Source organism: Paenibacillus sp. WC2504 (assembly GCF_052682475.1).
Window position 1 is genome coordinate 2,047,725 of the sequence record NZ_JBQZFH010000001.1, and the last position, 15,003, is coordinate 2,062,727.

Below are 15,003 nucleotides of genomic sequence, written 5' to 3' on the forward strand. Positions count from 1 at the left end.
TAAATAAGTGTGATCACATATCACAAATCACGGAGGTAAGGGAATGAGTGACATAATCAAAGTGCCATCAGTGAATAACGAAGTGTACGACCGGTTAAAACAACGCATTACTCTTGGGGTGATCCCGCCTGGGAAGAAAATATCGATTCGCACGATAGCGGAATTGTTTGGCGTCAGCACCATGCCTGTGCGAGAAGCGCTGCGTATGCTGCAGGCGGAAGGTTTTATTACATTCGAAAGGCGCAGCGTGACCGTCAACAAACTGTCGGTAGAGGAAGTGAAGCAAATGTTCACCATTCGCAAACACCTTGAAATGCTCGCCGCGGAGTGGTCCATTGAACACGTAACCAATACAGATTTGGGTGTCTTGGAAGACATCCTGGAATCGATGGCCAATCCAAACATGGACGTGACGGAATGGAGGAAGTTGAATAAGCTCTTTCACTTACGATTTTATGAATGTTCGAAGTCCTCGCATGTGCTCGAGCTGATTAAGAATGTTTGGGATAAAGTGGAACCTTACATGACAATTTATTCTTCTTCCGTAGACGATTTTCAAGAAGCGCATATTCAGCACCGCGAGATTTTGGATTTGATTCAGCAGCGCAATCTCCCTTTGCTTCTCGAGAAGATCGCCGATCATCTGATTTATACTTGCGATGTGGTTTTAAAAGCTCTCTCCAATAAAAAGTAAATTCATTAAGGAGGTGAATGCCATGACATGAGGTGTAGGGCGATTAGGCTCGAAGAAAAGAGTACAGTTGAAAAATAGTGGAGGTGTATTCAAATGAGTCATGCATCAATTGATAATGAGCTTTTTGAGAGCGAGTACGAACATACACCCGTCCCAGAGGATAAACGAAAGTCTTTGATATCCGTTATGTCCGTATGGGTTGGATTTCCAATGATTATTACCGGTGCTGTCACCGGCGCCACGCTCGTACACGGGTTGGGCTTCATGCGTGGCATACTAGCAATGGTTCTTGGTAATGCCTTGCTATTTGCGTATGTTGGACTCCTCAGCATGCTTGGGGCGAAGGACGGGTATAACTTCTCCTTACAAGCTTCAAAGACCTTCGGGCGAAAAGGGTACATGGTTTCTTCCGCGCTCTTGTCTACGCTCGTCATAGGGTGGTTTGCTGTGCAGACGGGCTTAACCGGCGTTAGTATGGGGAGTGCTTTTGGCGTGAATCAAGTGCTCATCGTGGTGATTGCGGGTGTACTGTACTTGTTGTTGACTCTGTTAGGTATCAAGGCATTGTCTATGATAGGAATTATATCCGTACCTCTGTTTCTCGTATTAGGGTTGTACTCTGCAGTGGAGGCTGTCGGGAACGGGCATGCCGTTATGGCTTATACCGGTAATCCTGATTCCCCGTTGGCGTTCTGGGTCGGTGTCACACTTGTATTCGCCTTATTCGCGGACTCGGGCACGATGACGTCGGATTTTACCCGCTGGGCAAAAAATCGTAATCACGCTTTAATCGCGACATTTGCTGCTTTCCCTATTTCAAATTTGATTGCAATGATCGTGGGAGGTGTTATTGCTGCAGCGACACTAAGCGGCTCAGGTGACGTATTCAGTGTCATCGTTGCGAAGGGCGGCTTTTTAACTTGGATTGCGGTGCTGTTTCTCTTCGTTAATCTAGGTACGGTCTGCTCACACTGCTTGTACAATGGAGCCGTCGGTTGGTCGCACATTACGGGGACCAAGATGCGCACGATGACAATCTTACTCGGTATTATTGGAATTCTGGTTGCAGCGCTTGGTATTTGGGGCTATTTCATCAACTGGCTGAATCTCCTAGGTGTGATCGTGCCGCCGATCGGTACGATTATCATTATGGACCAGTTGGTAACGCGTAAAGCGTCGACTGCCATCGACGGCAATATTCGGTACCAGCCTTTCCTTGCTTGGGGAATCGGTTCAGCTGCCGCTCTTTTCGCCAATTATCAGTTTCCTAGTGTATCCACAGCGATCTGTGGAATCATCATATCCGCTATTGCTTATTGGATGATTTCTAAGAAGTCATCCGTCGTTGCTCCCAAGACGGTAGCAGCAAAATAGTAACGGAATCAGCAGCGAGAGAAGCGTCTGCCAACGCGTCTCTCCGACCAAGCCAGGGAGATTCATTGCTGACATTGTAGCATATTTGCATAGACAGAAAAAGGAGTTGATCGTATGCGTACTTTTACATATATGGAAGCTACCGTGGAGTCGTTCCACGAAGCTTTGAAGGCAAAGATCGTTACCGGAGCAGATTTGGTACGATGGTATCTAGATAGAATTGATTCTTATAATAATCAGGGCCCTAGTATACAAGCGATCGTAACTGTCAATCCCTCCGCGATGGAGGAAGCGAAGGCGCTGGATACTTATTTCGTCGAAACGGGCGAGTTCAAAGGCCCGCTGCACGGGGTGCCAGTGCTTGTGAAAGACCAAGCCGAGACGGCTGGCATCCGCACAACATTCGGTTCCATAGCATTCGCGGATTACGTACCGGAACAAGACGCATCGCTGATCAAGCGGCTCCGCCAAGCAGGGGCGATCATTCTTGCGAAGACGAGTATGTGTGATTTCGCAGCAGGGTGGTTCTCCTTTTCCTCAATGACAGATCACACGAAAAATCCGTACGATCTTGATCGTGAATCCGGCGGTTCAAGCGCGGGTACGAGCGCCGGTATCTCTTCGAATTTTGGACTGATTGGTGTCGGTGAAGATACAGGTGGATCAATTCGATTACCGTCTTCTTTTAATAATTTATTCGGCCTTCGCGTCACGACTGGTTTGATCAGCCGTAACGGTTTTTCTCCGCTTGTACATTTTCAAGACACGGCAGGTCCGATTACACGTACAGTTAAAGACGCTGCAAAGCTAATGGACGTGCTCGTCGGCTTTGATCGGAACGATGTTTTTACAGCCGCTACCTCTCAAACCGCGCATGCGGGGCAGTACGAGTCCATGCTCGAAGGAGCCAGCATGAAGAAGTACCGAATAGGCGTACTCTCCAGTGCATTCGGTCCGGAAAGTGATATGGATTGTGCTCCTGTGAATGACCGGATTCTCTCGACTGTTAGCTGGCTGAAGGAGCAAGGCGTCGAGGTCGTGGAAGAGATCGAACTTCCTGATATTGATCAATGGATTGCTGAAACATCGTTATACACCTTGCAGTCGAAGAAAGACATCAACAATTTCTTGCAGAAGCGTCCAAGCGTTCCACTCAAGAGCTTCAAGGAAATATACGAAACTAATGCATTTCACCCAATGAACGACTTGTTCCACGACATTAACGCCGGACCAGAGGAGCCGGAGAGTGACGAGAACTATTACCGCTCGCGGGTACGCCAAGAGGAATTTCGGCGCGCCATCGTTCACCTGATGCTGGACAATGAAGTGGACTTCCTGCTTTATCCGACCGTTCAAGTACTGCCGCCGAAGCGCGAGGAGTTGTACGCTCAGAAGTGGAGTTGTCTAACATTCCCGACTAATACGGTCATCGCTTCACAATCTGGCCTTCCGGCTATGTCGGTTCCCTCAGGATTCGCCGGTCATCTCCCCGTAGGCTTTGAATTAGTCGGAAAGCCTTACGCAGAAGCCGATCTCTTGCGGTTCGCTTACGATTACGAACAGCAGGCATCCCCAAGGAGAGAACCAGGGCTGTGAGGACTGCAATAGATTTAAATTGTGATATGGGGGAAAGCTTTGGCGTCTACAGGTATGGGGCTGATGAAGAGATGATGCCGCTCATCACTTCTGCCAATATTGCCTGCGGTTTTCATGGCGGGGACCCTCGCATCATGCGGGAGACTGTGGCCCTCGCCAAAAAGTACGGTGTGCGTGTAGGCGCCCACATCGGACTGCCAGATCGTGGAGGTTTTGGTCGCAGGTATATTCAAATGTCACCGAATGAAGTGTATGATCTCTCGTTGTATCAGCTTGGGGCGCTCGACGCATTCCTTCGTGCGGAAAAAATGACGATGGCACATGTGAAGCTTCACGGAGCTCTTTATATGATGGCATCCGACGATCTAGCGCTTTCCGACGCATTCACTGAAGCCGTTTACGCCTTTGACCCTTCGCTTAGTATATTTACCCTGCCTGGCTGCAATACTTCGAGGAGTGCGGCGCGCCTCGGTATTCGATTCATTCATGAATACTTCGCCGATCGTCCATATTCGGATGGCAAGGTGAAGATGTTCGGATGGACGCTCGATGAGATTGGTTCGCCTGCGGACATCGCATCGAGCGTGGCTCAGCTGTTAGAGAATCCGGACTTTGCTGACATTGGAACGGTCTGTGTACACAGTGACACCGCTGGCGCTCCAGCTATTATGAAAGCGATCCGCGACCGGGTGCTGCCTGTGTTGAATCATGAAGAATGACTATATGTAGTGTATTTCGTTGTTATCGAATAAAAGGCAGCCGATCTAGTAATCGGTTGCCTTTTCTCTGCTAATACAATTTCCGGTTACTCATTCTCCTTATACTCAATCGTTAGCCCCTCAACATGACGTTTACTCATCTGCTTTCGCTTCTTTCGGGCGTCTTTCGATTCAAATACGATGTCCATATCGTAGTCTCCTTCCGGATATAGCTTGCTGCGCTCGATATAAAGAGACATTCTCTTGCGGTGGATGCGCACTTTCTCCTTCTGAATTAATACCGTAATGTTTCCGCGATGATCCGGCTCGCTGCACACAATGCCTGTACGGCGCAGCGAGTGCACCCAGACGCAGTCGCCGATAACGAAATTCGGCACCTGCGTTCGCTCTTTTTTTTCTTTCAACGGAACGTTTACAGGCATTTCTCCTGTAAACGCCGCAGCTATTGCAGGCGCTTCGGGCGAGAGCTGCGTTGCCTCGTAGGTGATCTGCTTCGATCTCTCGATGAGCGCAGGCGGCATACCGAGCTTTTGCGCGATATAAAAGGCATAGGAGGAGCCGGACTGACCAATTGTTAGCTTGTAAAGGGGCTCAAGCGTTTCCGCATTGAATTCCATACGCGCATTCTCGAAGCCGGGCGCAGCGTCGGCAAATTTCTTAATCTCGTTAAAATGCGTCGTCGCCATGACCGTGGCCCCGCGGCGGTACAGTTCCTCCAGCACAGCGATCGATAGGCCAATTCCTTCGCCAGGGTCGGTACCTGAGGCAAGCTCGTCGAGAAGGACGAGCGACGAGGGTCCAGCCTCTTTGAGAATGCCGATCACGTTCTTGACGTGCGATGAGAAGGTGCTGAGCGAATTTTCAAGACTTTGTCCGTCTCCGATATCGACCATAACGGATCTGTATACAGCAAATTCGCTTCCTTCACCTACCGGAACGAGCAGTCCCGACTGCACCATGAGTGTCAGCAGACCGACGGTTTTCAGCGAAACGGTTTTACCTCCCGTATTAGGGCCTGTAATAACAAGCGCGCGGTACTCGTCGCCGATGCGGATATTAAGCGGCACAGAATGCCCGCCGAGCAGCGGATGACGGCCGTCCAGCATGGAGAGCAGGCCGCGATCGTTTAGCTTGACCGTTCGCCCGTTGATTGTTTTCGCGTATTTGGCTTTTGCGAACATAAAGTCGTAATGGCCAATCGTTTCCAAATTGATTGAAATTTCATACTTACTATTCTCGATCAGGTCCGTTAGATCGCTGAGCACCCTCGTTACCTCCGCAGACTCCTCAGCCTGCAGGTGCAAATGTTCGATATGCAGGTCAGCGATATCGGCCGGCTCAATAAATACAGTCTGACCGCTTGCCGACTCGTCCAGCGCCGCACCGCCAACTTGTTTGCGGTATTCCTTTTTCACGGACAACACGTACCGGCCTCCTCTTGTCGAGATGACGCTATCCTGCAAATAGCTGCGGTATTTGGACAAAGCGGTATCCAGCTTCTTACGAATGCGGTCGTCGAGTATATTCATCTTTTTGCGGATACGAGACAAGGCAGCACTTGCCTCGTTATCGACTTGACCGTTGCGGATACAGCGCCGAATCTCGGCCAACAGTTCATGCAATTCGTATAAGGATAGCGCATAGGAAGCGATGCGCGGACTGACGGATTCCTTCTTTTTCATAAAGTTCTTAAGCTGCTGTGAGCTTTCGATGAATCTGGCGATGTGCAGAAAGTCCTGCGGTGTAAAAATAAATCCTTTCCCGAAAGTGCCTATAAGCGGCTCAATACCTTCGAGCGACGGGATCGGCACACTGGCCCCGTGGGCAATGACACTTAGCGCTTCTTCGGTCTCTTGAAGCAGGGTTGCGACGAGGGCCATCTCGATGACTGGTTCCATGTTCTGAATGTGGGCGCGCCCCAAATAACTCATGGCAAAGTCGGCCAAACGCTGTTTAACGCGGTCGTATTCCAAACGTTGATAAGTGGACTTGTTCAAATGAATGCCTCCTTTTGGGTACAAAAAAAAGCGGACTGGAAACAACAATCGTTTCCATTCCGCTTAGGGAGAAACTGATGTTCTTAACAGCATCACATGCAACCTGCCCGTAGAGCACGCCAAAACAAACCTGTCCAATTGAACGGTTTACTCGCGTAGCCAAACAAAACGGGTTGCACTATGAAATTACTGGTTAAGAACGACCTCAGACATTAAAATCTCTCCTTTTTACATCTATGCAGCTAATATACCCTTATCTTATGCGAGTCCAGTCAGAAAATCGCGGGATAAAATAGCTTAAATCAAACTTTCCATAAGAAGCTCGCATGGAATAAAAAAGGAAATAGTGGAGGAATATCAACAAAAGTGACGAATTAATTGTTCAATACAACCAAAATAGGCGATGGGTGTGAAGGTGAACGGATGAATAAGCAAATGAGTAAAAGCAGGGGAACTATATTTTGGAAAAATTTAGGCATTGTACTATTGATTACGTGCATTCCAATTGCTTTTATAGGCGTCATTATTTACTATATCGGAACAGATCGGATCGAAACCGAAGTGAATAAGGCTCATCAGAATCAGCTCCATTCCTCTATCCAGCAATTGAATGACTATATGGCCAATCTGGAGCATTCCGTTGTGCGGCTTGCTTTCGACCGGAGTTTGGACGAGACCCTGAAGGAGTTGGATTTCGTTCAGGATTTTCAAAAAACAAACGAACTTATGAAATCGTTTTCACTTATCACGGAGTCGAATTCCCTTATTAACAGTGTAAGCCTGTACTTACGTGATTCAGATAAGATCATCGGTGATGAGGCCGGGTTTGAATCTGTGCGAACTGATGAGGATCGCGAACTATTGAATGCTTTGCTTGATCAAGAGCGAACGATCTATTGGGATTATTCCTTGAAAAAAATAAATATGCCGGAAATGATAAATAAAGCAATCATTATTAAGCTGCCAGGCGGACAAATGTATGGTTCCTTCGGGATGTTCATTATTTACTTGGATCAAAATAAATTAAACACAATGGTTCAGAAACTCGTTTCAGGCGAAGGAGTCGCTTTTCTTTTTAATGAAAATGGAGATTACTTAACGACTCCGCCAAGACAAGAAGACAGTCAAGAGTTACTGACGCTGGAGGACGCATTAAAAAGTCAAATATCTGTAGAAAATGCCAATGAGAATATGTTCAAATTCGATTGGAATCACAAAAAATATAACGTATCGTATGGGAAAATTTCGAAGTTAGGCAGTGAATGGACGGTTGTCTCTGCCACGCCTATATCGCAAATCATTGCGCCTGTAACTGCCCTGTCCACTCTTATTCTCTGGATTAGTATGTTTGGATTGATCATCGGGTTGATGCTTTCCTGGTTTGCTTCCAATAAAATATATGACCCTATTTACCGGTTAAAGTCTCTTTTTGAAAATTCCAGAACGAACCGGTTCAACGAAAAAAACGAAATTACGTATATCGAGCATCAATGGAGGCTGCAGCTTCAAGCAGAGCAAGAGCTTTCTATCCAAATTAAACAGTCCATTCCTGCGCTGAGAGAGAGCTTTTTACTGCAATTTTTGCAAGGAAATTTGTACTCACACACGGAACCCGAGCTTATTCAGAAGTTGAAACAGCTTGATTGGGATGTTGAATCGGAAAGATTTGCCATAATGGTCGCACAGTTTCATGGCATTTCGGAATTAGGAGGAAAATTTTCAGAGCGGGATGCTCAACTGGTTACCTTCGCGGCTTCTAATATCATCAAAGAGCTATGCACGGAGATATCGGATATGGTTCATATCATTAACTTCCAGGATTTATCCATTGGTGTACTTTTCGTTCTGGATCCTGCCAAATCGAATGAAGCGATTAAAGCAAACTTCAATAAACTTGCCCATGACTACATCGTGGCGGTCAATAATGTCTTGCACATGAAAGTTACGATTGTAACAAGTAAAATATCCGATTCGATAAAGGACATACCCAAGATTCTGGAGCAGACAAGAAAAGCTCTCCGGTTTCGTGACCACCATACGTCCAATCAAATGTTGGATATGAATCAGTTCATGCTGACGAATACAAGCCAGAATCAGTTCCCTTTTGAGCTGGAAAGAGAGATTGTGCATACCGTCAGTATGGGGCTTGAAGAGGAAGCCATGCGGCTCATCAAGCAATTCATGCTTGAACTGCAAAGCAATCACAGCGCTGAATTCATGGTTCACCAAGGCATGATGAAACTGCTCGGAACGATCCATAATGCGATGATCAAGCACGAAGTGGACCTTTTCGCCCTATATGGAGGGGTTCATCTCTATGAGCAGCTTATGCAGTTGTCCGAGCCGGATCAAATCCTGGAGTGGTTCCAATACAAGCTGATCAGACCCTTTGTTAAAGCGTTAACGATAACCTACGATAGCAATTTAAGGGAAATGATCGATAATCTGCTTTTGCAAATGCAGAAGGACATCTTACTCGATGTTTCGCTTGAGATGTACGCGGATCAGCTGCAGATGAGCCCTTCAAAGCTAAGCAAGGTGTTCAGGCAAATCAACGGAATCAATTTTATCGATACTATGGTTCGGATGAGAATTGAGAAATGCAAGGAGCTGTTAGTGACAACGGATATGAAAATCAACGATATCGCGGAGCAATTGCACTATCAACCGTCCTACCTGATCCGAATGTTTAAAAAGAGTGAGTGCATCACTCCCCGGCAGTATCGGGAAAAGCACACGCAATCGCTGTAGTAAAATATCCACTTTAAGCGGCCCTTCTTAGTATTTGAGGGGCTTTTTTGCTCATTTCAAAAAAAGACGATAGCCGGAAATTTTTCGAGACATAGTAAAAATTTATTATTATTGCGCTAAGTAGGCCAGTGCTTTAAATTTAGGCCATCAGCTGATGAACACTAGCATTGTAGGGGAGGATTGGTACATGGGTATCCAAGTGACGAAGGTAAATCACCAGCAAACTATTCAAAGAAAAGCAAAAACTTCACTGTGGTCCGAATTCAAACGTGACAAGTATTTGTATCTACTCGTTCTTCCAGGCATCCTGTATTTTCTTATTTTCAAATATTACCCGATGTGGGGGCTGGTTATAGCCTTTCAGGATTATTCACCCTATATGGGCGTTTTTAAAAGCACTTGGGTAGGCTTTGAAAATTTTGTTCGCTTCTTTACAAATCCCAGTTTCTTTCTATTGTTTCGTAATACCATGATGATTAGCTTGTTGAGCCTGGTCTTTTTCTTTCCACTTCCTATTTTATTGTCGCTTTGCATGAATGAGGTGACCAACAAATATTTTAAACGCGTAATTCAATCCATTGTCTACTTACCGCATTTTCTTTCGTGGGTCATTATCGCAGGGATTACTTTTTTATTGCTTTCGCAATCTAATGGGATTGTGAATATGCTGCTCGAACATGCGGGTTTTCCCAAAATGGATTTTTTGACGAATGAAAATTATTTCTGGGGGCTGCTTACCGGCCAAAACATTTGGAAAGACACAGGCTGGGGAACGATTATTTTCCTCGCAGCGATGACAGGCATTGACACGCAGCTTTATGAAGCGGCGAAGATCGATGGTGCCAGCCGGATCAGACAAATGTGGCACATCACCTTACCGGGTATCCGTAACGTTATCATTATCCTATTAATTTTGCGTTTGGGGCAAATCATGGATGTTGGTTTTGAACAGGTGTTTCTGATGAGCAATGGCGCAGTAGCAAACGTTGCCGACGTCTTCGAAACGTATGTATATCGAAATGGAATTCAACAAGGACAATTCAGCTATACAACGGCAGCCGGTTTGTTTAAATCCGTGATTGGACTTGTGCTTGTTATCGGGGCTAATTGGCTGGCCAAACGCTTCGGTGAAGAGGGTGTGTATTAAACGAAAACGCCGAGGAGGGAAGGCAATGAGAGAAAGCTTTGGAGACCGATTATTTGGGATGGCAAATGTTCTGCTGCTTGTTGTAATTGGCATTATTACGTTATTCCCCTTGTATTACGTATTCGTCGTTTCCTTTACGGAACCTAGTGAATACATAGAGAAATACGGCTTTGTCCTGTTCCCGAGCAAATGGAGTGTGGGGGCTTATGAATATTTGCTTTCTACTTCCGCCTTCATTCGTGCAACCGGGGTCAGTGCTTTTCTGGCTACTGTGGGAACCCTGTTAAGCCTTATGATAACAGCCGCTTTCTCATTTGGACTGTCCCGCAAAAGACTGCGCGGAAGGAAAGCCATGATGATCATGGTGATGTTTACAATCCTTTTTAATCCGGGAATTATCCCTGTTTATTTATTGGTCCGTGATTTGGGGCTCATAAACAGTGTGTGGGCATTGATTGTCCCTGTTTTGACCAGCGGCTGGTATGTGATCTTGATGAAAAGCTTCTTTGACAGCATTCCTGTCGAGCTGGAAGAGGCTGCAATGATTGATGGTTGCAATGACCTAAGCATCTTTTTCCGAATTATTTTACCGCTTTCTGTCGCATCGCTCGCCGCATTCGGGCTGTTTTATGCAGTGGCCTACTGGAATACGTTCTTTAGTGCCGTGTTGTACATTAATGATTTTACAAAGGTGCCATTACAAATTGTTCTGCGCAACATGCTTATTGATTCCGATACTTCGGTCGGCGGAGCATTGGCGGTAGAGATGGCTTCGGATAAACAGCTGCCTACTCAAACGATCAAGATGGCCGCAGTTGTCGTGTCTACGCTTCCCATTCTGATGGTTTACCCGTTTTTACAAAAGCATTTTACCAAAGGTGTTATGTTAGGCTCTGTGAAAGGATAATCACTACGGATTATTCCGGTAGGCTTGTTAAACAAATAAATATAACTAAAGGAGACTAACGTGTATGAATAACTTTTCTGACTTGGAGAAAAATTGGCGGATTGAGAAAATCGAGCAAGTGATGATGAAAGGTGAACGTAGAAGGTTGGCTGGCTGCAATGCAAGGCTTGGCGTACACGGTAAAGAAGTAAGCTTTCCTCTGGTGCGAATTACGATTGGAGGCATCACGGGTTACAGCTGGTCCCGTATCTCTCGTGAAGCTGCTGAAGCCATGATCGGAGCTACAGTTAGTGAAATATTTTGCGAAGAACAATGGATCAAAGACCGGTTCCAAAGCATTCAATTCCCACTGTTTGATTGGCTTGCAAAGGTAAGAGAAGTGCCTGTGTATAAACTAGTGAGTCAAAAAGAGTGGACCTCCCCATTAACGGTTCCCTGCTATGACACATCCTTGTACTTTGATGATCTGCATCTGAGTTCAGAACAGGACGCGGTCGCGCTGCTCCAGGAAGAAGCCATGCAAGGCTATAACGAAGGATTTCGCGGTTTCAAAATCAAAGTAGGCCGTGGCGCCATGCATATGGATTTAATGGAAGGCACCAAAAGAGATATTGCAATTGTGAACGGGATTAGAGATGTGGTCGGTCCACAATGTAACATTTCTATTGATGCGAACAATGGGTACAATTTGAACCTAACCAAACATGTGCTGAAAGAAACGGCACAGTCTAACCTGTTGTGGATAGAGGAAGCTTTTCACGAAGATGATAGGCTCTACCGTAATCTGAAGGAGTGGCTGCACGAGGAGAATTTGAATGTGCTGATCACAGACGGTGAAGGGTTAGCGGCCGAACCGATTGTGGAATGGGCGGAACAGGGCCTGATCGACGCGATTCAATACGATTTGAAGGACTATGGCATTGTGAACTGGTTGAAATTAGCGAAAAGATTGGCTAAAAAGGGAGTAAAAGCAGCACCACATAATTACGGTGGCTTCTATGGTAACTTTGCTTCCGCTCAGGTATATCCAGCCATTGAAGGATTTATGTTTGTTGAATGGGATGAGGCGCAGATTCCAGGGATCGACACTTCCGGTTACAGCATTAAGGATGGTAAAATTACCGTTCCTTCTACTCCGGGCTTTGGCTTGCATATTGACGATGCTTATTATAAAAAACAAGTTAGTGAACGTGGCTGGACAGTATAATTCAGGCAAGGTGAACCGGTCTGTCAACTAATTTTATGGGAGATGAGTTAAATATGAAAAAGCTTCTCGTTTTATCTACGTTAGTTGTATCCTTTTCTCTTACAGTAGCCTGTTCCTCTGCACCTTCTTCGGCTCCAGCGAAAGATGGAGGGACGACTGCGAAAGTAGAGACCAAAGCGCCAGCGAAGCCTACCGAAATTAAAGTCATGACAGACTTTACAATTACTCAGCCGCCGGGTGCCGATAATCCGGTTTTGAAAGAATTTGAGAAAAGAACGAATACGAAGCTGACGGTTCAATGGATTCCGGGGAGTGATTACGCGGACCGCGTCAATGTGGCATTGGCTGCAGGCGATATCGCAGATTTGATCAAAATTCCGGATATCACGACTGCTTTATTCCGGCAAATGGTCAAGCAGGGAGCCTTCTGGGATTTGACCCCGTATATCAAAGATTATCCGAACTTGGTGTCCATTAATCCAAAAACGTGGAGCAATACCAAAATTGATGGCAAAAGTTATGCCATTCCTGCAGGACGGCCTTTGGATGGAGGCGGATTTTTCGATATTCGTAAAGATTGGCTGGATAAGCTTGGACTGAAGATGCCAACGAATATGGATGAGCTTTATACGGTAATGAAAGCGTTTAAGGAGAATGCGCCGGATGGCAAAAAGGATACAATCGGTTTTACGATGCGGGGATCAGCAACCATTGACGAAGTATTCCTGGGGACAGTTGGCATGTGGAAAGCGGTAGACGGTAAGCTGGTTAATATGTATCTTGAACCGGAAATGAGAGAATCACTAGTCTACCAGCGCAAGCTGTACCAAGAAGGATTAATTCCGCAGGACTTCCCTGTTCTGAAAGAAAATCAATACTGGGAACTCGCCACTAGTGGTAGAGCCGGAATTACGAATGAGACGCCAGAGGCGTTGTTCAGATACACAATGGACCAATGGAAGAAAGATCCGAAGGTAGAATGGACGCCAATGGTCTCTTTAGCTCCCAAAGCGGGAGGCAAACCTTATGTGCCCCAAGGAACAGGGATGAACGGTGTACTTGCTATACCGAAATCGGTTTCGGAAGAAAAGATGAAGGCCATTTTAAACTTCGTGAATTACGGTTCCGGTGGCGAAGGGTTGGATTTAACCTTGTACGGCATTAAAGATGTTCATTATACGCTTACGGATGGTTTAAAAGTATCGAATGATAAAGCGGTGGCAGACAGTGTAGGAACAGCAACATGGGGGAAAATGTTCAGTACGCCGGTCGTTGATTTGTGGCAGTATGCGGCTGGCATGCCCAAAGAGGTTTATCAAAGAAATATGAAAATTACGGAAGAAAGAGCTAAGGTTTCCGTTGGCAATCCGGCGATTGGTCTTGTATCCGAGACGGATATTAAGCTGGGTGCTGACTACAAGAAAAAAATCGCCGACATGAAAACGCAAGTTATCATCGGGAAAATTGCATTGGAAGATTGGGATAAATATATTGATTCTCTTAAGAAGGATCCAAACTACCAAAAAATTACAGAAGAGTTCAATGCCGAGTACAAAAAACGTCTAGCTCAAAATTAAAACGAACCGATTGAATATTTGCTTGAGGTAAGGGTATCCTTGCCTCTTTGTTTTTTTAACTGACGTTGGGACTACACCTTGAATAAGGAGTGTAAAAACTATGGAATATGTAGCGTTCGGAAAAACAAATGTAATGGTAAGTCGGATCGGTTTTGGTGGCGCTCCAGCGGGATTGAGGAATTACTTAGGGCCGTACAATCCGGATCTACCGGAAAACAATAACCACATTATTGCAGCCATCGATGCCGCACTTGAAGCAGGGATTAATTATTTCGATACGGCACCGGGATACGGAAACGGAAAAAGCGAAGCGTTGATGGGATACGCTTTGAAGGGCAGCCGTAACGCTGTTTTTCTGGCAAGCAAGGCTAAAATATGCCATCCCGATGATCTGAGACGATCGCTGGAACAGAGTTTGCAGCGCCTGCAGACCGACCGATTGGACTTTTTTCAGCTTCACGGTACCAGTTACAAGGATCAAGATGTACAGCAAGTTTTGCACGGCGGGATATTGGAGCAAATGCTGCAATTCAAAGCGGAGGGCTTGGTTCGCTTTATTGGCTTTACGAGTGAAGATACGAACAGAGCTGTTTATGATTTCATCCAATGCGGGCAATTTGATATCATGCAGATTTGTTATAATGTATTGATGCAGCATCCGTATGATCCGAACAGACCCTTTGGCAGTATACTTGAAGCAGAGAAAGCTGGCCTGGGTATTGCGGTTATGCGGGCGTTTACTTCGGGGGTTTTTCAACGTTGGATGGCGATGGTCCACCCGGAAAACCATTTCGATTATACCGAGGCATTAATCCAGTTTGTGCTTTCTAATCCGCATGTAGATGTCGCTCTGATCGGTATGCGAAATGCCGAGGAAGTCCGGAAAAATGCAGCAATTTGCGATCATCTTTCGGGAAGGGTCGATATTAGGCAAATGTTTACTTACTATTAATGGAGTGAGATTGGGGAAATGAGGGCCGGGACTCCGTTGGGGTTCCGGTTTTTTATTTTACATGTTGAACCATATGCCACTG

11 protein-coding genes are annotated in these 15,003 nt (G+C 46.0%); 10 read left to right on the top strand and 1 reads right to left on the bottom strand.

The window, feature by feature from the left end; translation table 11 throughout:
* The first annotated feature begins 43 nt into the window (after positions 1–43).
* From ACUN27_RS09170 to ACUN27_RS09185, 4 genes are all read left to right on the top strand, one after another.
* Positions 44–694 carry a GntR family transcriptional regulator gene (locus ACUN27_RS09170; protein ID WP_315951880.1) on the top strand — a complete coding sequence of 217 codons (651 nt, stop codon included), beginning with the start codon at positions 44–46 and terminating at the stop codon, positions 692–694.
* 93 nt (positions 695–787) lie between these two features.
* Positions 788–2,068: a cytosine permease gene (locus tag ACUN27_RS09175; RefSeq protein WP_315951878.1), complete on the top strand. Its 1,281-nt coding sequence runs from the start codon at positions 788–790 to the stop codon at positions 2,066–2,068.
* A 114-nt stretch (positions 2,069–2,182) separates the two neighbouring features.
* On the top strand, positions 2,183–3,664 hold the full coding sequence (locus tag ACUN27_RS09180; protein ID WP_315951876.1) for an amidase: 1,482 nt from the start codon (positions 2,183–2,185) through the stop codon (positions 3,662–3,664).
* Positions 3,661–4,383: a 5-oxoprolinase subunit PxpA gene (locus tag ACUN27_RS09185; protein ID WP_326061274.1), complete on the top strand. Its 723-nt coding sequence runs from the start codon at positions 3,661–3,663 to the stop codon at positions 4,381–4,383. The genes ACUN27_RS09180 and ACUN27_RS09185 overlap by 4 nt, the downstream gene beginning before the upstream one ends.
* An 86-nt stretch (positions 4,384–4,469) precedes the next feature.
* Here ACUN27_RS09185 and ACUN27_RS09190 read toward each other — a convergent pair whose 3' ends face one another.
* Positions 4,470–6,380, bottom strand: coding sequence for an endonuclease MutS2 (locus ACUN27_RS09190; protein WP_445558782.1), 1,911 nt, complete (start codon positions 6,378–6,380; stop codon positions 4,470–4,472).
* A gap of 435 nt (positions 6,381–6,815) precedes the next feature.
* Between ACUN27_RS09190 and ACUN27_RS09195 the strand changes: the two genes are divergently transcribed.
* From ACUN27_RS09195 to ACUN27_RS09220, 6 genes are all read left to right on the top strand, one after another.
* Positions 6,816–9,131: an AraC family transcriptional regulator gene (locus ACUN27_RS09195; protein WP_445558783.1), complete on the top strand. Its 2,316-nt coding sequence runs from the start codon at positions 6,816–6,818 to the stop codon at positions 9,129–9,131.
* 187 nt (positions 9,132–9,318) lie between these two features.
* Positions 9,319–10,278 carry an ABC transporter permease gene (locus ACUN27_RS09200; protein ID WP_326061276.1) on the top strand — a complete coding sequence of 320 codons (960 nt, stop codon included), beginning with the start codon at positions 9,319–9,321 and terminating at the stop codon, positions 10,276–10,278.
* Positions 10,279–10,303: 25 nt separating this feature from the next.
* Positions 10,304–11,185, top strand: a complete 882-nt coding sequence (locus ACUN27_RS09205) for a carbohydrate ABC transporter permease (RefSeq protein WP_315951867.1) — start codon at positions 10,304–10,306, stop codon at positions 11,183–11,185.
* A gap of 64 nt (positions 11,186–11,249) precedes the next feature.
* Positions 11,250–12,392, top strand: a complete 1,143-nt coding sequence (locus tag ACUN27_RS09210; RefSeq protein WP_326061277.1) for an enolase C-terminal domain-like protein — start codon at positions 11,250–11,252, stop codon at positions 12,390–12,392.
* Positions 12,393–12,445: 53 nt separating this feature from the next.
* A complete protein-coding gene (locus tag ACUN27_RS09215; protein ID WP_315951864.1) occupies positions 12,446–13,969 on the top strand; it encodes an extracellular solute-binding protein in 1,524 nt (507 codons plus the stop codon).
* A 100-nt stretch (positions 13,970–14,069) separates the two neighbouring features.
* The gene (locus ACUN27_RS09220; protein WP_315951863.1) at positions 14,070–14,921 is read left to right on the top strand and encodes an aldo/keto reductase; all 852 of its coding nucleotides are present in this window, start codon (positions 14,070–14,072) and stop codon (positions 14,919–14,921) included.
* Positions 14,922–15,003: the final 82 nt, after the last annotated feature.